Below are 17,899 nucleotides of genomic sequence, written 5' to 3'. Positions count from 1 at the left end.
ACTTGGCATTCCGTTATCAAAAATATAAGTTTAGAATGAAAAAATTATTCATTTTAGCAACGATTCTCCTTTTTATTAGTTGCGATAAAAACAACACATCAACTTCAAGCATAAGCACCGGAACAAAAGAAATTACCCTAGAAGAAATATGGGGCGGTGAATTTTCAACAGACAGAATGAATGCCCTAAATTCTATGAACGGAGATTATTATTCTCTCTTAAATAGTGATGACGAAGGGAACTCTAAAGTAGATAAGTACAGCTACAAAACATTAGAAAAAGTAGCCACCATTGTAGATGGAAAAACATTAAAAGGATTAAATAAGTTTAGTTCTTATAGTTTTAATAACGACGAAACAAAACTGATTTTAGGAAAAGACTTTAATCCTATATATCGTCACTCGTTTACTGGAACTTTTTATGCATATGACATTGCTTCTAAAAAATTGGTTTTAATTGGAAAGAATATTCAAGTACCTACCTTCTCTCCTGACAGTAAGAAAGTAGCCTATGCTAAAGACAACAATATTTATATTAAAAATCTATCAAACAATTCTGTAACTCAAGTAACCAGAGATGGAAAAGTAAACAGTATTATTAATGGTACTACTGATTGGGTTTATGAAGAAGAGTTTGCCTTTGTAAGAGCCTTTGAATGGAGCAATGACAGTAAGTTCATTGCTTTTTTGCGTTTTGATGAGTCTAATGTAAGAGAATTCTCTATGGATGTTATTGGAAAGAAATTATATCCTACTCAACATGTATTCAAATATCCAAAGGCAGGAGAAGAGAATGCCAAAGTGAGCTTACACATGTACAATACCCAAACAAGAGCTACAAAAAAGATCAATTTGGGGGCATACGAGTACATTCCAAGAATCAAATGGTCGAGTGCTAAAAATATTTTGATTGCCACAACTCTTAACCGCCATCAGAACGATTTGAATTTATACAAAGTAAATGCCAACAACGGAAGCAAACAATTGCTTTTAAATGAAACTGATAAAGCTTATGTAGACATTCATGATAATCTTACATTCCTTAATGACAACAGTTTTATCTGGACTAGCGAGAAAGATGGATACAACCATATTTATCACTACGACTTCAATGGAAATTTGATCAATCAGATTACAAAAGGAAAATGGGAAGTAACCAATTACTATGGATACAATAAAGACAAGAAAACCATATACTACCAGTCTGTAGAAAACGGTTCTATCAACCGAGGAATCTACAGTATTGGATTGGATGGTAAAAACAAGAAATTGTTAAGCAACGAAGATGGAAACAACAGAGCTTCTTTTAGCGATAATTTAAACTTCTTCATCAATACACACTCTACAGCAGAAGTTCCACCAATTTATTCTTTACATACTGCTGAAGGAGAGATGTTAAAAGTGATTAAAGACAATGCTGCTCTAAAAGAGAAATTGTCTGACTATAAGATGAGCCCAAAAGAGTTTTCTACGATCAGCATCAATGGTGAGGATTTGAACATGTGGATGATCAAACCGGCTGATTTTGATGAAAACAAAAAATATCCAATGCTCATGTTCCAATATTCTGGTCCAGGTTCGCAACAAGTTGCCAACAGATGGAACGGAACTAATGACTATTGGCATCAAATGTTGGCACAACAAGGATATATCATCGCTTGTGTAGATCCAAGAGGAACTGGTTTTAAAGGAAGAGATTTTAAGAAAGTTACTTACATGAACTTGGTAAAATACGAGACCGAAGATCAAATTGCTGCTGCTAAAAAGTTAGCCGAAAGATCTTATATTGATGAGGATAATGTTGGTATTTGGGGATGGAGTTACGGAGGTCATATGTCTACCAACTGCTTACTAAAAGGTAGTGATATTTTTAGTACTGCTATTGCAGTAGCTCCGGTAACTACTTGGCGTTTTTATGACACAGTTTATACAGAAAGATACATGCGTACTCCTCAAGAGAACGCAGAAGGATACGATGCAAATTCACCTTTAAACTATCCTGAAAAGCTAGAAGGAAACTACCTTTTAGTTCACGGAAGTGGTGATGACAATGTACACTTACAGCACACAATGAGAATGGCTGAAGCTTTGATTCAAGCCGATAAGCAATTCGATTGGGCTATCTATCCTGATCGTAATCACGGAATTCGCGGAGGTAATACGCGTTTGCATTTGTACAAAAAGATGACAAACTTCATCAAGAAAAACTTGAACAACGATAAAAACAAGGAACTAAAAATTAAAGGTTAAAAACTATGTCAGATATTTCTACTTCACCACAGGATCAAAAAATGTTTGGTCACCCTAAAGGGTTATTTTATTTATTCTTTGCCGAATTATGGGAGCGTTTTAGCTTCTATGGAATGAGAGCTCTTCTTACACTTTATATGGTGCAAGAAATTTTCAAAGCTCTTGTAGAGCGCGATGCAGCCACAGCTGTAGTTTATGCATCTTATGGTTCATTAGTATATGCTTCTACTGTAATTGGAGGACAAATCTCCGATAAAATCTTAGGAATGCGAAGCTCTATCTTCTTAGGAGGAATTCTAATGGCTGTTGGACATTTTGTTTTGGCTATAGAAAATGATATTGCGTTTTTCTTAGCACTATCATTCATCATTATGGGGAATGGATTCTTTAAACCTAATATTTCAACTTTTGTAGGTTCTCTATATGAAGAAGGAGATGTTAAAAAAGATTCTGGTTTTACTATTTTCTACATGGGTATCAATATTGGAGGTTGGATTGCTCCACTACTTTGTGGATGGTTAGCAGCTGAATATGGTTGGCATTATGGTTTTGGATTGGCCGGAATCGGAATGTTAACAGGTTTGATCTTTTTCTGGAGTGGAATTAGAAAAAATGTTTTTGGAGACAAAGGGTTACCTCCTAATATGGAAGTGTATGAAAAGAGAGTTTTGGGTTTACCTCAAAAAACGTTAATCCCTGTTCTTTCTGTTTTAGCTGTTCCGGTAATAGCTTATGTTTTATCATCATATAAAGCAATTGCTGGTGGTGAATCTTTCTTAGGAGATGAAACTATTGTTGGTTTAATCTTTAAAATTATCGGTGTTGTAGTAATCATCTATTTAGGAAACATCATGTTTAAAGCTACTGTTGAAGAGCGCAAAAAGCTTTTCATGGCAGTATTAATTACTTTCTTTATGACGATGTTCTGGGGATTCCATGAATTATCAGGAAGTGTAATTACATTGTTTGCTTCTAGAAACGTTGCTTTAGAAGGAATTATGACAGCTAGTCAAACCAACTCTTTAAACTCAATGTTTATCATCATATTGGCTATTCCTATTTCGTTATTATGGGCCTATCTATCAAAGAAAAAATTAAACCCTAGAACTCCTTACAAATTTGGACTTGGATTGGTATTAGCAGGACTTAGTTTCTATATCTTATCAATCAGTGAAGGAAGTGCTGACGAAAATGGAATGGTACCTTTTGCCTATTTATTGGTCATGTATTTTATTATCTCTGTGGGAGAGTTGTTTATGTCTCCTGTAGGACTTTCTAAGATCACAGATTTATCACCTAAACGTATTGTAGCATTTATGATGGGAATTTGGTTCTTGTCTTCTGCTTACGCATTTCAAATTGTAGGTTTTATCTCTAAACAATTAGCTATTGAAAGTACAGATGCTAATGTTGGAGGATTAGATACTTTAGGAGTGTATACTGATGGATTCGAATTGATAGCAATGTATTCTGTTGGAGCAGGATTAGTTGTTCTTCTATTCGGACCACTGATGAAGAAGTTAATGGGTAACGTACACTAACAATTAAAATATTTAAAATCCTCATAGAAATTCTATGGGGATTTTTCTTTTATAATAATTCAAAAACTACTTTATGAGCGCAATTTCAAGATCTAATGAGTTTAGTCTTTTAAATCACAAGCCGGCGTTATTTGTTTTGTTCTTTACAGAAATGTGGGAACGTTTTTCCTACTACGGAATGCGCGCCATTTTTGTCTTATTCCTTACAGCTCCTTTTGTTGATGGAGGTTGGGAATGGTCAAATGAAAGAGCTTTAGGTTTATTAGGAATCTACACAAGTTCTGTTTATCTAACTCCAATCATTGGAGGATGGATAGCCGATAAATTGACCGGGTATCAAAAAGCTGTTGCTTTTGGAGCCTTAGCAATGACCTTAGGGCATGCTTCCTTGGCATTTGAAACAGAATTTATGTTCTACGTCGGTGTCGGGTTTCTTATTATTGGTAATGGTTTATTTAAACCGAATATTACTTCTATCATTAGTGGATTGTATGACAAATTTCCGGAAAGAAAAGATGGTGCTTTTACCATTTTCTACATGGGAGTTAATTCAGGAGGATTTTTAGGAGTTCTTTTATGTGGTTTTTTAGCAAGTAACTTAAGCTATTCATGGGGGTTTGGATTGGCCGGATTGTTCATGTTATTAGGAATGTTACAGTTTTGGTTTGGTAGAGCCATCTTTGAAAATATAGGAAAGCAACCTTCTAAAAAAGTAGACCTTTCAGATGCTATTGAAGAAGTTGGAAATGAAGCATCAGATAACGATTCTGTTGAATATAATGTATCTGCAAATGTTCAGAGAGACAGATATATTGTTGTAGGTATTTTGGCCTTTTTTGTTGTTTTCTTCTGGGCAGCTTTTGAGCAAGCCAGTGGTTCGATGACCATCTTTGCCAGAGATTATACACAGCGGACATTAACTGGTAATTCTGCTTTGACATTTAAAATAGTAGATACACTTATTTCAGTTGTCCCTCTCGGAATTATCACGTGGGTGTTGATCAAATTATTCAGGCAGACCTTTAGTAAGATCTCACTTTCTAATATTATTCTTGGAATTAGTTTTTTAAGTATTTGGGGATTTGTATTCTGGAAGCTTTCTGTAATACTTCCAAAAGATACTGCAGAAATTGAAGCCTCTTGGTTCTTAATCTTAAACTCTCTTTTTATTATTGCACTAGCCCCTCTTTTTTCGAAAGTATGGGAGAGCAAATACAACCCTTCCGCTGCAATTAAATTTGCCATTGGATTGATTCTATTAGGGCTGGGGTTTGCAGCACTTTCTTATGGAGCTTCTACCATACCATCAGGAGCTAAAACCGCATCTGTAAGTATGATTTGGTTAGTATTAGCTTATCTATTACATACTATGGGAGAACTATCATTATCTCCTGTAGGGTTATCTTATGTTTCGAAACTAGTACCGCCAAAGAAAATAGGAATGATGTTTGGGGTTTGGTATCTGGCAATTGCTGCTGGTAATTTCTTAGCACAAAAAGTAGGAGGATATATAGATGTAATCGTTAACAAATATTCGATGTCAACATTCTTCTTGATCTTTACACTTGTTCCTGTTGTTGCAGGACTGATCTTGATTCTCTTAAATCCTATGATGAAACGAATGATGCATGGAGTTCACTAACTGAACTTTAGCATATAATTATAAAAGAGGCACCATTTTTGGTGTCTTTTTTATTGTAAATTTGTTCAACGGATTACGACAGTTAGATTATGATGAAAAAAATTTTAATCCCTTTTCTATTTTTTGCCCTGATATTTCAGGTTGGTGCACAAGAAACCAAAAAAGCAGAAGTAAAATGGTTATCTTTTGAGGAAGCTATCAAGTTGAATGAAAAGAATCCAAAACCTTTATTGATTGATGTGTATACAGATTGGTGTGGTTACTGTAAAAAAATGGACAGAACTACCTATAAAAATGAAGTAATCGTTCAATACATCAACAAAAACTTTCACCCTGTAAAATTGAACGGTGAAGAAAAGGAAGACATCACCTTTAAAGATTATACATTCAAGTTCAAAAATCAAGGAAGAAGAGGCTATAACGAGTTTGCAGCAGCATTGTTGAATGGAAAGTTAAGCTACCCTACTACAGTGATTATGAACAAAGAACTACAACTACTAGACAGAGTTCCCGGGTATTTAGATGCCAAGATCATGGAAAAAGTAGTTACCTTCTTTGCTACTGAAAAATACAAGACAGAAACCTGGCAAGATTTTGTAAAAGGCTTTAAAAGTAATTTATAAAAAGACCTTTTACTTTAAAATATATGCTCCATTTTGGCCTGTAAACCAGAATGGAGTTTTTGTTTTCATACAAGTTTTCTCCCAACGAGTCACATAACTTCTATAGTTAGATCCATCAGCCACAATTTGCTTAGGTTTTAATTCATTAATTAATCGTTTTAAATTAATTCGAGGTGAATTTTGTAGGATCACAATAGGAGATGTTACGCCTTCTATAGTGTAGATTCCCAAACTATCAATTAGTAAAATATCTTCTTCGTTGTATTCAAGATAGTTTATCAAACTATTCTCTTTTTGTACTGAAAGGTTCTCTCCTATCAAATAGGATTTTAATACATAATTATTTTTCCGCTTTGCTGAATCTAAAGAATGATATAACTGCACATCATTTCCTTGTCGCAATATCATCATAGAAGATTGTCTTTTTTGAAATACAATTAGCTCTTTCTCTTGAGATGTTGCATGCTTTTCATATAAAATTACTCCTTGAAAAATAAGAACAGCGCCTAAAACACCAATCAACCTTTGAACTCTTCTTCTTTCAAAGAATCGGAATCCCATTACAATCATTAAATAACTCGATAGCAGCATTCCTAACGAGAAAGAAATATCAGAAAACAAGAAAGTTTCTTGCTGAGAAATGAAGCGAACAAAACTATTCATGTAAGAAATAAAGCTTCCGTAAACCATCACTAAAAAATCGGGTAAGATTGAACAAAGTGACAAAACAATGATGAGAATCCCCCCAATTAAGATCACTCCCAAAAAAGGAACAATCACAAGATTCGACAGTAAAAATAATCCAGGAAACTGATGGAAATAATATAGACTTATCGGTAAAACGGCTAATTGTGCAGCAACAGAAACTGTTGTTAATTGCCACGCTTTGTTTAACAACCAAAACTTAGGGTTCCATAACTCATATAGCTTAGGTTGTATGGTTACAATACCAAAAACTGCTAAATAACTCAATTGAAATCCAACATCAAACAAAAACATTGGTTGCATTAGCAGTAAAACAAACATGGAAAAGACCAAGGAAAACTCAACACTATTCTTCCTTTGCAAAGACAATCCAATTGCTACTGCACTAAACATGGTTACAGCTCTAACCACCGAAGCAGACATTCCGGCTAGTATCGCAAAAAACCAGAGACACAGAAGAATCAATATTAGTTTGATTATTTTTCCATACTTCAAACTTTCTACAGGTTTGAAAAACATAGATAATAAGAGTAGAATGATACCTACATGCAATCCGGAAACTGCCAAAATATGAATCGCTCCAGCTCTAGAATAATCGTTTGATAGTTCTCTTGATAATTCTTGCCTTTGACCTAATAATAGAGCATTGATCACTCCATATTCATCTTTAGAAAAGCCTTCTTCTTTTAATGACGTTTGAATGGAATTTCGAATTTTAGCGATACGACCTAAAAAAGTCGGCTTGCTTTCAACCCGAAGAAACTCTTCTTCTGTTAAAAAGACTTGATGATAAATACCTTCTTTTGCTAAATAACTTTTATAGTCAAACTGATACGGGTTTAATGGCGATCTTACTTCAATAAAATCTTTGGAAGTGATGATCTGATCATCTACAGATAACTCTTGAGTAGTATCTTTTTGAATACTCAATAGAACCTTACCCAAAGTGCTATGATCTCCTACCAGCACAACCTCTGCTTTGTATCGATTAGAGTATTGATTTGGTTTTAAAACCTCTCTAATATGCAAAACATAAGTAGTATTTTTTGAATGATAATTTTGATAGAAAAGAGCGTGATTTCTATCGTTATTTTGATGTGTAACATATACTCCAAGAAGAACAAACGACACCCAAGTAAAAACCTGAAATAAAATAGTTCTTTTTACAATTGCCAACAGTATAACTATTGCCAAAAGAGCATACCACAACCACTTTTTATCATAAGTCCATAGGTCAGTAGAATACTGAATGAAAATTCCAATAACAAGACATATTAAAAAGTGAAAAGGGAGATATCCTAGTAACTTTCTCATAGCAAGGTAAAGCTACTAAAATTCTGCGAATCAAACATCTAATTCCTACAACGAGATTTCTCACACTCGTTTCTCTCGGTTCGAAATGACTAACTAGGTATTTAAAAAATCTCGTTATTTAAAAACTCCCAATTCGGGTTAAACTTCGTTATTAGCTGATCTTTTTTCTCTCTTCTCCATTTTTTGATTTCTTTTTCTCTTACAATTGCTTCATGGGCTCTTTCAAAACCTTCATAGTATATAAGATAGAAGCAATTATATTTTCCTGCAAAAGATTTTTTCCAATGCTGACTATCGAAATAATGCTGAGAAGTTCTTCGTTGTATATTATTCGTTACACCTATATAAAGCGTAGTTTTTCGAATATTAGTAACAATGTAAACATAATATTTGCATAGCATTTTCTTTTTCTTGTAAATATAAGTTTTCTCATATTTACTTCTTACAATTCTAAATAATTCAATTTCTATCTTCAGTCATTTCGAAGAAGGCACGACTGAGAAATCTAAATGCAAGAAAAGAGATTTCTCACACTCGTTTCTCTCGGTTCGAAATGACAACTTAAATTATTTCAAACTACCCACAATAGCTTTTGCAGTAGCGAGAGAAGCTCCTTTTCCTCCTAGTTTTTGTTCCAAATCATAATAGTTTTCAAACAAACGAGCACGGTGATTCTCTTCTAAAATAGAAGTTAGCTCTCTTCTGAGGTTTTCAGTATTCATTTCTCCTTGGATCAGCTCTTTTACCACCTCTTTATCCATAATGAGGTTTACCAATGAAATGTATTTGAGTGTAATGATCCTTTTTGCTATTTGATATGAAATATTACTTCCTTTATAGCAAACCACTTGAGGAACTTTAAATAGTGCGGTTTCTAAGGTTGCTGTTCCTGAAGTTACTAAAGCAGCAGTAGATACACTTAACAGATCATACGTTCTATTGTCTACAAAAGCTACTTTCTTATTTCCAATAATCTCCTTGTAAAAATCGTATTGCTGACTTGGCGCTCCTGCTATAACAAATTGGTAATCGGCATATTCATCAACCAAAGACAACATCACAGAAAGCATTTTAGAAATCTCCTGTTTTCTACTTCCCGGCAACAAGGCTATAATAGGTTTCTCTCCTAAACTATACTCTTTTCTAAACTGCTCTTCGTTTACTTGAGTACGATCTGCAATTGCATCGATCAACGGATGGCCTACAAAGTTTACATCGTAATCATATTTCTGGTAGAATTCTTTTTCGAAAGGTAAGATCACATACATCTGATCTATATCTCTTTTGATCTTTTGCACCCTACTTGCTCGTGAAGCCCAAACTTGAGGAGAAATATAGTAATGGTTTTTAAATCCTTGTTGTTTTGCCCATTGCGCAATTCTAAGATTGAATCCGGAATTGTCTATATAAATTATAACATCGGGTTGAAAAGCAGCAATATCTTCTTTACAAAACTTAATGAAGCCTAAGATCTTTCTTAAGTTTAGCAAGACCTCTACAAACCCCATAAAGGCTCGTTCTTTATAATGTTTCACCAAAGTTCCTCCTACAGATTTCATAAGGTCTCCACCCCAAAATCTGATCTCAGCATTCTTGTCTTCTTGCAACAAGGCTCTCATCAAATTAGAACCATGTAGATCTCCCGAAGCTTCTCCGGCAATGATGTAGTATTTCATTGAGTGAAACGATTATATAAACTTCAACACAAAGGTAATCAAAGCCGTTAATATAGAAGCCATTAATACACCTCTGGCTCTATAATCCTGTTTCTTTTTGATAAAGACAAAAAAGACAAACAAATTAGGAAGAGCTGCTAAAGCGAGTACTGAAGAATATAGGTTTCCTTCTTTGATCATCTGCCAGGTTTCTTCAAAACCATATCTGGAAAAGTATTGCATATACAAGAAAATTCCGGCAGCTGTTGCTAGAAGAGAAATGATAAATCCAATCGTAATTTCTTTTCTTATAGATCCCATGTATTCAACTTTTGGATCATATGGTGAGCAGTAAGATCGAACTGAACAGGCACAATAGATACATATCCGTTTTCTAAAGCCCACACATCGGTATCTTCTCCTCTATCTTTGTTTACAAACTCTCCTGAAAGCCAGTAATATTCTTTTCCAAACGGACTCTTTCGCTTATCAAAATCTTCTCTCCAGTATCCATTTGCTTGTCTACAGATCTTTACTCCTTTGATCTCCTCTTTTTTCAACTTAGGGATATTTACATTTAGTACAACCCCCTCAGGAATTCCATTTTCAAGAGCGTTCAACGTAATGTTCTTTACAAATTCCTTGCTCTGATTAAAATCAGCATGGTACGTATAATCCAATAAAGAGAAACCAATAGCGGGAATCCCTTCAATACCTGCTTCTACAGCTGCACTCATAGTTCCTGAGTAAATCACATTTATAGAAGAGTTAGATCCGTGGTTGATTCCTGATACACAAAGATCAGGTTTGCGGTTTAATATTTCATTCACTGCCATTTTAACACAATCTGCAGGAGTTCCTGAACAACTATATTCAATTTGTGGCCCATCATCAACAGTAATAGGGTTACAATGTAACACATTGTTTACAGTAATAGCGTGCCCCATTCCACTTTGTGGACTATCTGGAGCAACTACAACAACATCTCCTATCTTGTTCATGATTTGTATTAATGTACGAACGCCCGGCGCTGTAATTCCATCATCATTAGTTACTAAAATTAACGGTCTTTCTTTGGTCATTTGTGTGAAGAATTTTACACAAATGTAAACGATTTTGGTCAAAAATTATTTTAACATTTTGTAAAGATTGATTCCCTCGTTTTTTGAGTAACATTGTATAGAGACTATACGAGCTTCCTTATGATACGTGTTATTACCTTTTTACTGCTCATGTTTGCTACGGCAACTACGAATGTTGCTAGTGCGCAGGTTAAAAAAGCTCCTTGCGATACAGAAAAGCACAACGAGTTTAATTTCTGGGTTGGCGATTGGAATGTATACAACAAACAAGGAAAACTAATAGGAGCTAATAAAATCCTTAAAATGCATAGCAATTGTGTAATGCAGGAGAATTGGGTTTCTAAAACCAGCAACAGTAGAGGAACCAGTTATAACTATGTAGATCTTACAGACAATACTTGGAATCAGCTTTGGGTAGACAACTCAGGATATTCTCTTGTTTTAAAAGGGAATTTAGTTGACGGGAAAATGGTGCTTAAAAGTGACCTGGTAAAAGGAAAAAAAGGAGAATACTACAATCGTATTACCTGGACCCCAAACAAAGACGGCTCTGTAACGCAAGTATGGGAATTCATCTCTACACAAGGAAAAGTAATACAAGAAGCTTTTAGAGGCATCTACAAAAAGAAAAACTAATCCTGATAATGAACATTTTGGCATCATTTTAGTACATTAGCCAAACATCAATTGAAAAGAAATCGAATATTAACGACAGAAGATTCATGAAGACGAAATTTTTAATCCCTTTTTTAGCATTTCTCCTACTTTTTGGAAACGCTACTCATGCAAACAATACAACTATTAACAAAGATCCGGAGAAAGACAAAGTCTTGATTTCTGTATTGAATTATATGTTGACTCGTGGTCACTTTGTTGAAAAACAGATTGACGATACGTTTTCTGAACATGTTTTTAATAGTTTTATTGATGGCTTAGACCCTTCTAAGCGTTATTTTACGCAAGAAGACATTAAAGAATTTTCGAGATACAAATTTCAAATCGACAACCAATTAAAGGAATTGAAACTTGATTTTTACAAATTGGTGTATGGTAGATTCTTAGAGAAGATCAAGTCTGCTAAAAAATTTTACGGAACGATTTTAGACAAGCCTTTCAACTACAAGAAGAAAGAGCAAATTGATGTGAATTATGACAATGTTCCTTTTGCTACTAATAAAGAACAATTGATAGATTATTGGAGAAAGCAATTAAAATTGCAAACCATCGATAAAATTCAAGAGCAAGAAGAATTAGAAGAAGACAAATTCAAAAAAGACCCTTCATACAAGAAAAAGTCTTTTGCTCAGATAGAGAAAAAGGCAAGAGCTGAAGTAATGAAGAGTATGGAAGAATTATACATCCGTATTGAAGAGCTAGAGCATAGAGATTGGTTCTCTACTTTCTTAAATAGTGTTGTAGGTGCTTTTGATCCGCACACAACGTACATGGATCCAAGAATTAAAGATCGTTTCGATCAAGATATGTCTGGGAAGTTAGAAGGAATTGGAGCTCGTTTGCAAAAGAAAGGAATCTATACACATGTAATAGAGTTAGTATCCGGTGGACCAGCTTGGAAACAAGGTGAATTGGAAGAAGGAGATATTATCTTAAAAGTAGCACAAGCGGATGAAAAGCCACTTGATATTGTAGGAATGCGTTTAGACGATGCTATCAAATTTATCAAAGGACCTAAAGGAACGGAAGTTCGCTTAACAGTTAAGAAAAAATTAGATGGATCTACTCGTGTAATCTCCATCATTAGAGATGTAGTACAATTAGAAGAGACTTTTGTAAAATCTTCTGTTGTAAAGATCGACAACAAAAAGTTTGGAGTTATTGATCTTCCTAAGTTCTACATTAGCTTTGACGATAAGAACTTTAGAGATTCTGCCAAAGACATGGCTAAAGAAATTGAGAGATTGAAATCTGAAAATGTAGAAGGATTATTAATCGACCTAAGAAACAACGGTGGTGGATCTTTAAAGACCGCTATTGAAATTGCAGGATTATTTATTGACAAAGGACCAATTGTACAAGTAAAATACAGAGGTGAAAAGCCTGTTGTAAAAAATGATGAGGATAGTAAGATTCAGTGGAAAAAACCATTGGTAATTCTAGTTAATGAATTGTCTGCTTCTGCTTCTGAGATCTTTGCTGCTGCGATGCAAGATTATAACAGAGCCGTAATTATTGGAGGAAATCAGACCTACGGAAAAGGAACTGTTCAAAATATATTACCTATCAATCAGTTCTATCCTAACTACGAAAAAGACCTTGGGTTCTTAAAAATGACCATTCAGAAATTTTACAGAATTAACGGAGGATCTACTCAAATGGAAGGTGTTTATTCAGATATTGCCATTCCAAACAGATATAGCTATATGAAGTTTGGAGAAAGAGATATGGACGGAGCTTTAAAGTGGGATATGGTTCCGCAAGCTAAGTACGTACAAACAAACTCGTACAGCAACTTCTCTGATGTAGTAAATTCAAGTAAAGAACGTATTGCAAATGATCCAAAATTCCAATTGGTGAATGAATATGCAAAATGGTTAAAGAAAGAACAGGACGATTCTACATATTCTCTGAACTATAAAGAATATGTTCAAAATTTAAAAGACAGAGGTGAATATGCAAAACGCTTTAACTCTGTATTCAAATACGATTCTCACTTAGTATTTAACTCTCCTAAATATGAGCTTCCTTTGTTTGAAAAGAACCAAGATTTAAAAGAAGAAAGAGAAAAGTGGCACACTTACTTGTCTAAAGACATGTACATAGCAGAAGCTTTGAATGTATTGAGTCAGTTAAAATTAAGAGTCCCTGTAGAGATCGTTAAAAATTAATCCTTAGCTATGAAAAGAATATATCTGATTGCGTTTTTACTGTGTAGTGTAGTTTCCTATGCGCAAAACACAAATAACAAAATTGTTTCACATGTAGAAACTATGGCTTCTGTAGATACCTTGGTTGTACCCGACAGAATCTACATGAACATACGTTTGGATGAAAAAGACACCAAAGGAAGAGTTTCTATTGAAAAGTTGGAGAAACAAATGGAATCTGCTTTAAAAGCAGCAGGTGTTAATCTAAAAAAGCAACTCTCTTTAGGAAATTTAGGAAGTGATTTTTCTAAGTATTTCTTAAGAAAGAAAGAGGTAACAAAAGAAAAGATTTATCAACTTTTAGTGTACGATGCAAAAACACTTTCTAAAGTATTAATTAATTTAGAAAAAGTGAAAGTCTCTAATGTTTGGTTGAGAAAAGTAGAGTATTCCAAAGCCGATGAGTTAAAACTCTTTATGAGACAAAAAGCAGTATTACAAGCTAAATTACAGGCAGAGAACTTAGCAAAACCTTTGGAGCAACAAATAGGAAAAGCCTTTTCTATTTACGATATCAACACAAATTATGATCGTGCGGAAAATTTCAGCTTCGATGCACTTAATTTACGCTCAAGCAATTATAAAGCGAAACCAACATTAGCAGACAGTGTTGAATTCAGAAAAATAAAGATCACATCATCAGTTAGAGTAAAGTTCTACCTGTATTAAGAGAATATATTTTAAAGAGATAAAACCTGATATGCTTGTACAAGCTGTCAGGTTTTTTATTTTTGTTTTATGTCCGACACATCAAAATCCTTATTTCAAATTGCGGTTCAAAAGTTCAAAAAGAACAAGATCGGTCTGGTTTCTTTTTGGTTTGTTCTCATTTGTGGATTTATAGCTGTATTCGGATATCTATTGGCTCCGGACAACAGTTCTAATGCCAATCAAATGCATTTGGAGATTCACTCTAAAAAACCGGGATTCTCTGTTTTGATGCTCACCATCCCATCAACAGAAACAGTTGAACAATCTTTTATAAACAAAGTTTTTAATGGAAAGAAGAACCTAGATACAGAGATTCCTATTGAATCCTATGTTGTAAAAGGTGAGAATTTAGAGTATGTGAATTATACCGACAAAATGACCAAGTCGATTCCTTTAAGTTCTCTGAATAATCTTCCTGAAAAATACATTCAGCAGCACACTTTCTATTTCGGAACCGACAAATACGGAAGAGATCTATTAAGTAGATTGATCATCGGAACCAGAATTTCTTTCTTTATCGGATTCATTGCCGTATTTATTTCTTTATTGATCGGAATTACCATTGGTGCTGCTGCCGGATATTTTGGTGGTAAGGTTGATGCTTTAATCATGTGGGTTATTAATATTGCGTGGTCTATTCCAACACTTTTGTTGGTAATCGCAATTACCTTAGCTTTAGGAAAAGGCTATTGGCAAGTATTCATTGCAGTAGGATTGACCATGTGGGTAGAAGTTGCCAGAGTGGTGAGAGGTCAAGTAATGTCTACCAAACAACAACAATACGTAGAAGCTGCCAGAGCTTTAGGGTTTTCTAACTTCAGAATTATCTTTCGTCATATCTTACCCAATATCATGGCGCCTGTTATTGTGATCTCCGCAGCTAATTTTGCTGCTGCTATTTTAATAGAAAGCGGGTTGAGTTTCTTAGGAATTGGAGCACAACCTCCCACTCCATCTTGGGGAGCTATTATTAAAAACCACTATAATTATATCATCTTAGGAAAACCTTACTTAGCCGTTATTCCTGGGTTGGCCATTATGAGTTTGGTGATGGCTTTTATGTTGATTGGGAATACTTTAAGAGATACATTGGATGTAAAAAGCTAAAGAAATGGATGTTTGGTCAATACTTATAATCATACTTACATTCCAAGGATTGTTCAATCTATCATTGCTCATCATTTCAAACTCAAAGGAATCTCGTAGAGGAAATACTTATTTAATAGCCATTACTCTTTTATTGGCTTGGTTTTTATTAGAATTTCTATCTATTAGGCAAGCCTTTAAAATTCCGGCAAATCTATTCTATGGGACACGATACGGTTCTTGGCTTTTATTAGGGCCTCTTACCTATTACTTTTTTAAAACCATCACTCAAGAAAAGTGGAGATTTCAATTAAAAGACAGTTTACATGTACTTCCCTTTCTTATTTTTACGATCTTAATTCCTCTTTTGAGTAATGAGTCGTTAAGTCACAGGCAAATTCATTATGGTATGTTGGCTGTATTTGATCACAGACCTAAAACCGTTACTCTTTTTGAATATCTGTATTCTACTATTTTTTATCTACAGTTTATCCATTTAGCCTTGTATTTGCTTTTCAACGTAAGGATGATTCGAAATTATACTCAAAAATTAAAAACAGAATATTCTTCTATCAAGAATCTAAAATGGATCAGCATTTTTAACCTTCTTCTTGTTGGAATCCTCATTCTAACCTCTGTATATCTCTACATTTTATTTAAATCCGATGCTTACAACAGAAACTTAGATTATATCTATGTAGTTCCTTTAGGTATTTTTATATATGCTATAAGTTATAAACTTTCTAACCAAGCTTGGTTGCCAATTACAGAAACTAAACGTTACCAATCTTCTTCTTTAAAAGAACAAGAAAAATCTAGTTCGCTGGAAGTTTTAGAAAAGTTAATGAGTACAGAAGAGCCATATCTAAAAAATGATCTTAGACTTAAAGACCTTTCTACGATGTCTGGTATCAATCGTCACCACCTATCACAATTGATAAACGAACATTACCAATGTTCCTTTTTTGATTTTATCAATCAACAAAGAGTAAAAAAGGCAGAAGAATTGATCGAGCAATTTCCAAAAAAGAATTTATTGCAAATAGCCTTCGAAGCAGGTTTTAACAATAAGACTTCTTTTGTAAACGCTTTTAAAAAATTTAATGGTCATACTCCCTCTGCTTTCCGAAAACAATACACCAACAAGTAGTTAAATTTTTATTAAACCCATCTAGTTTTCGACAACCTTTATAAAGATTGTCGAATTTGTATAGCGGTACTTCTATCATTGACCTTTATTAATTTAAAACAATCAATGATGAGAAAAAAAGTACTCTTTCCGCTATTCACTGTTCTGCTAGTCTGCACCGGCTTTGTAAAAGATACTAAAGATAATTATACTTTAGATGTTGGTCACACTTATATCGGGTTTGATGTAGAACGATTTATGGTAGGTGAAGTCTCAGGCAGGTTTAATGATTTTTCTGCAAACATTTCTATGAAAGGTGATGACGTTACCACATTACAACTAGACGCTACTATAAAAGTTGCTAGTTTAGACAGCAACAACAAAACCAGAGATGGGCATCTAAAAGGTAAAATGTGGTTAGATGCGCAAGCTCATCCTGAAATTCGCTTTGTCTCTTCCTCTGTTCACAAAAATGGAGATAAGGTTTCAATGAAAGGAAACTTTACCATTAAAGGGGTTACCAAAGAAGTTGAATTTCCGATTGTCGTTTCCGGGCCATTTGTAGATCCAACCAAAAATAAAACCATTGGAATTAAAGCTGACTTTTCTATTAACAGATTCGACTATGGGATTAAATTCAGCAAGCGAATGGATAATGGCTCTCTTTTTATTGGAAAAGAAGTAAAAATCAAAATTAGAGCACTCGCTATAAAAAAGTAATTCCCTTTCTCAAATAGATTCTACTTTGTAATTTCATCCAATCAATAATACAATATGAGTTACAAAGTAGAATTCAATACCAAATGGTCAGACTTTGACCCTAATAGACATATGAGACATACAGCCTATAATGATTATGCTGCAGAAGTTCGTATTCGTTATTTTTCTCATGCAGGATTTCCGGTTGATGCTATTGCCAAAGATAACATAGGCCCTATTCTTTTCACTGAATATACTTCCTTTAGAAAAGAGATCAAATCAGGAGGAAAGATTGCGGTCAATATCAAACTTCAAGGTCTTTCTAAAGATAAAGGAAGGTGGAAACTGAGACATGAAGTGATCAATGAAGCTGGAAAAGTAGCAGCCATCATTGAAGTATATGGTGCTTGGATTGATCTCGAAAAAAGAAAACTCGCTGTTTTACCCGAAAAATACGACCCTCTTTTTGATCATTTGGAACAAACTGAAGACTTCGAGATCATTCAAACAAAGTCTAACAAGTAGCTCTTTTATTGTATCTCCTACTGTTAAAAAAAACTTAATTTTTTAGATCATTT

16 protein-coding genes are annotated in these 17,899 nt (G+C 34.2%); 11 read left to right on the top strand and 5 right to left on the bottom strand.

Features of this window, described 5'->3' with window-relative positions:
* Nucleotides 1-35 precede the first annotated feature (35 nt).
* The 4 genes from ACFSRZ_RS15940 to ACFSRZ_RS15925 all read left to right on the top strand — a co-directional run bounded on the left by ACFSRZ_RS15940 (nt 36) and on the right by ACFSRZ_RS15925 (nt 6,055).
* A complete protein-coding gene (locus ACFSRZ_RS15940; RefSeq protein WP_379667572.1) occupies nt 36-2,249 on the top strand; it encodes a S9 family peptidase in 2,214 nt (737 codons plus the stop codon).
* Between the two features lie 5 nt (nt 2,250-2,254).
* Nucleotides 2,255-3,790: a peptide MFS transporter gene (locus ACFSRZ_RS15935; RefSeq protein WP_379667571.1), complete on the top strand. Its 1,536-nt coding sequence runs from the start codon at nt 2,255-2,257 to the stop codon at nt 3,788-3,790.
* A gap of 73 nt (nt 3,791-3,863) precedes the next feature.
* A complete protein-coding gene (locus ACFSRZ_RS15930) occupies nt 3,864-5,432 on the top strand; it encodes a peptide MFS transporter (RefSeq protein WP_379667570.1) in 1,569 nt (522 codons plus the stop codon).
* A gap of 89 nt (nt 5,433-5,521) precedes the next feature.
* Nucleotides 5,522-6,055: a thioredoxin family protein gene (locus ACFSRZ_RS15925; RefSeq protein WP_379667569.1), complete on the top strand. Its 534-nt coding sequence runs from the start codon at nt 5,522-5,524 to the stop codon at nt 6,053-6,055.
* A gap of 9 nt (nt 6,056-6,064) precedes the next feature.
* Here the strand turns inward: ACFSRZ_RS15925 and ACFSRZ_RS15920 are convergent, their stop codons facing one another.
* The 5 genes from ACFSRZ_RS15920 to surE all read right to left on the bottom strand — a co-directional run bounded on the left by ACFSRZ_RS15920 (nt 6,065) and on the right by surE (nt 10,811).
* Nucleotides 6,065-8,074, bottom strand: a complete 2,010-nt coding sequence (locus ACFSRZ_RS15920; RefSeq protein ID WP_379667568.1) for a ComEC/Rec2 family competence protein — start codon at nt 8,072-8,074, stop codon at nt 6,065-6,067.
* A 101-nt stretch (nt 8,075-8,175) separates the two neighbouring features.
* The gene (locus ACFSRZ_RS15915) at nt 8,176-8,475 is read right to left on the bottom strand and encodes a GIY-YIG nuclease family protein (protein ID WP_379667567.1); all 300 of its coding nucleotides are present in this window, start codon (nt 8,473-8,475) and stop codon (nt 8,176-8,178) included.
* A 165-nt stretch (nt 8,476-8,640) separates the two neighbouring features.
* A complete protein-coding gene (lpxB, locus tag ACFSRZ_RS15910) occupies nt 8,641-9,750 on the bottom strand; it encodes a lipid-A-disaccharide synthase (RefSeq protein WP_379667566.1) in 1,110 nt (369 codons plus the stop codon).
* Between the two features lie 12 nt (nt 9,751-9,762).
* Complete coding sequence (locus ACFSRZ_RS15905; RefSeq protein ID WP_379667565.1) at nt 9,763-10,050, bottom strand: hypothetical protein; 288 nt, start codon at nt 10,048-10,050, stop codon at nt 9,763-9,765.
* Entirely contained in the window at nt 10,038-10,811 is a 774-nt protein-coding gene (gene surE / locus ACFSRZ_RS15900; RefSeq protein ID WP_379667564.1) for a 5'/3'-nucleotidase SurE, read from the bottom strand. Before surE ends, ACFSRZ_RS15905 begins: the two co-directional genes overlap by 13 nt.
* A gap of 120 nt (nt 10,812-10,931) precedes the next feature.
* Between surE and ACFSRZ_RS15895 the strand changes: the two genes are divergently transcribed.
* The 7 genes from ACFSRZ_RS15895 (at nt 10,932) to ACFSRZ_RS15865 (ending at nt 17,846) form a co-directional block, all read left to right on the top strand.
* Nucleotides 10,932-11,447: a hypothetical protein gene (locus tag ACFSRZ_RS15895; RefSeq protein WP_379667563.1), complete on the top strand. Its 516-nt coding sequence runs from the start codon at nt 10,932-10,934 to the stop codon at nt 11,445-11,447.
* 86 nt (nt 11,448-11,533) lie between these two features.
* Nucleotides 11,534-13,657: a carboxy terminal-processing peptidase gene (locus ACFSRZ_RS15890; RefSeq protein ID WP_379667562.1), complete on the top strand. Its 2,124-nt coding sequence runs from the start codon at nt 11,534-11,536 to the stop codon at nt 13,655-13,657.
* Nucleotides 13,658-13,666: 9 nt separating this feature from the next.
* Complete coding sequence (locus ACFSRZ_RS15885; RefSeq protein ID WP_379667561.1) at nt 13,667-14,365, top strand: SIMPL domain-containing protein; 699 nt, start codon at nt 13,667-13,669, stop codon at nt 14,363-14,365.
* A gap of 69 nt (nt 14,366-14,434) precedes the next feature.
* Nucleotides 14,435-15,514 carry an ABC transporter permease gene (locus tag ACFSRZ_RS15880; RefSeq protein ID WP_379667560.1) on the top strand — a complete coding sequence of 360 codons (1,080 nt, stop codon included), beginning with the start codon at nt 14,435-14,437 and terminating at the stop codon, nt 15,512-15,514.
* Nucleotides 15,515-15,518: 4 nt separating this feature from the next.
* A complete protein-coding gene (locus ACFSRZ_RS15875) occupies nt 15,519-16,643 on the top strand; it encodes an AraC family transcriptional regulator (protein ID WP_379667559.1) in 1,125 nt (374 codons plus the stop codon).
* A 108-nt stretch (nt 16,644-16,751) separates the two neighbouring features.
* Nucleotides 16,752-17,342: a YceI family protein gene (locus ACFSRZ_RS15870; RefSeq protein ID WP_379667558.1), complete on the top strand. Its 591-nt coding sequence runs from the start codon at nt 16,752-16,754 to the stop codon at nt 17,340-17,342.
* A gap of 54 nt (nt 17,343-17,396) precedes the next feature.
* Nucleotides 17,397-17,846: an acyl-CoA thioesterase gene (locus ACFSRZ_RS15865; RefSeq protein WP_379667557.1), complete on the top strand. Its 450-nt coding sequence runs from the start codon at nt 17,397-17,399 to the stop codon at nt 17,844-17,846.
* Nucleotides 17,847-17,899 lie beyond the last annotated feature (53 nt).

The organism is Pseudotenacibaculum haliotis (assembly GCF_042684245.1).
Lineage (GTDB): Bacteria > Bacteroidota > Bacteroidia > Flavobacteriales > Flavobacteriaceae > Polaribacter > Polaribacter haliotis_A.
This window is presented reverse-complemented; position numbering and strand designations above follow the sequence as displayed.

Excerpts from the sequence above, each read along its gene's own strand:
- ACFSRZ_RS15865 (WP_379667557.1), top strand. The coding sequence starts at position 17,397 with ATGAGTTACAAAGTAGAATTCAATACCAAATGGTCAGACTTTGACCCT.
- ACFSRZ_RS15940 (WP_379667572.1), top strand. The coding sequence starts at position 36 with ATGAAAAAATTATTCATTTTAGCAACGATTCTCCTTTTTATTAGTTGC.
- ACFSRZ_RS15920 (WP_379667568.1), bottom strand. The coding sequence starts at position 8,074 with ATGAGAAAGTTACTAGGATATCTCCCTTTTCACTTTTTAATATGTCTT.
- ACFSRZ_RS15925 (WP_379667569.1), top strand. The coding sequence starts at position 5,522 with ATGATGAAAAAAATTTTAATCCCTTTTCTATTTTTTGCCCTGATATTT.
- ACFSRZ_RS15935 (WP_379667571.1), top strand. The coding sequence starts at position 2,255 with ATGTCAGATATTTCTACTTCACCACAGGATCAAAAAATGTTTGGTCAC.
- lpxB (WP_379667566.1), bottom strand. The coding sequence starts at position 9,750 with ATGAAATACTACATCATTGCCGGAGAAGCTTCGGGAGATCTACATGGT.
- ACFSRZ_RS15905 (WP_379667565.1), bottom strand. The coding sequence starts at position 10,050 with ATGGGATCTATAAGAAAAGAAATTACGATTGGATTTATCATTTCTCTT.
- ACFSRZ_RS15890 (WP_379667562.1), top strand. The coding sequence starts at position 11,534 with ATGAAGACGAAATTTTTAATCCCTTTTTTAGCATTTCTCCTACTTTTT.
- ACFSRZ_RS15870 (WP_379667558.1), top strand. The coding sequence starts at position 16,752 with ATGAGAAAAAAAGTACTCTTTCCGCTATTCACTGTTCTGCTAGTCTGC.
- surE (WP_379667564.1), bottom strand. The coding sequence starts at position 10,811 with ATGACCAAAGAAAGACCGTTAATTTTAGTAACTAATGATGATGGAATT.
- ACFSRZ_RS15875 (WP_379667559.1), top strand. The coding sequence starts at position 15,519 with ATGGATGTTTGGTCAATACTTATAATCATACTTACATTCCAAGGATTG.
- ACFSRZ_RS15895 (WP_379667563.1), top strand. The coding sequence starts at position 10,932 with ATGATACGTGTTATTACCTTTTTACTGCTCATGTTTGCTACGGCAACT.
- ACFSRZ_RS15915 (WP_379667567.1), bottom strand. The coding sequence starts at position 8,475 with ATGCTATGCAAATATTATGTTTACATTGTTACTAATATTCGAAAAACT.
- ACFSRZ_RS15885 (WP_379667561.1), top strand. The coding sequence starts at position 13,667 with ATGAAAAGAATATATCTGATTGCGTTTTTACTGTGTAGTGTAGTTTCC.
- ACFSRZ_RS15930 (WP_379667570.1), top strand. The coding sequence starts at position 3,864 with ATGAGCGCAATTTCAAGATCTAATGAGTTTAGTCTTTTAAATCACAAG.
- ACFSRZ_RS15880 (WP_379667560.1), top strand. The coding sequence starts at position 14,435 with ATGTCCGACACATCAAAATCCTTATTTCAAATTGCGGTTCAAAAGTTC.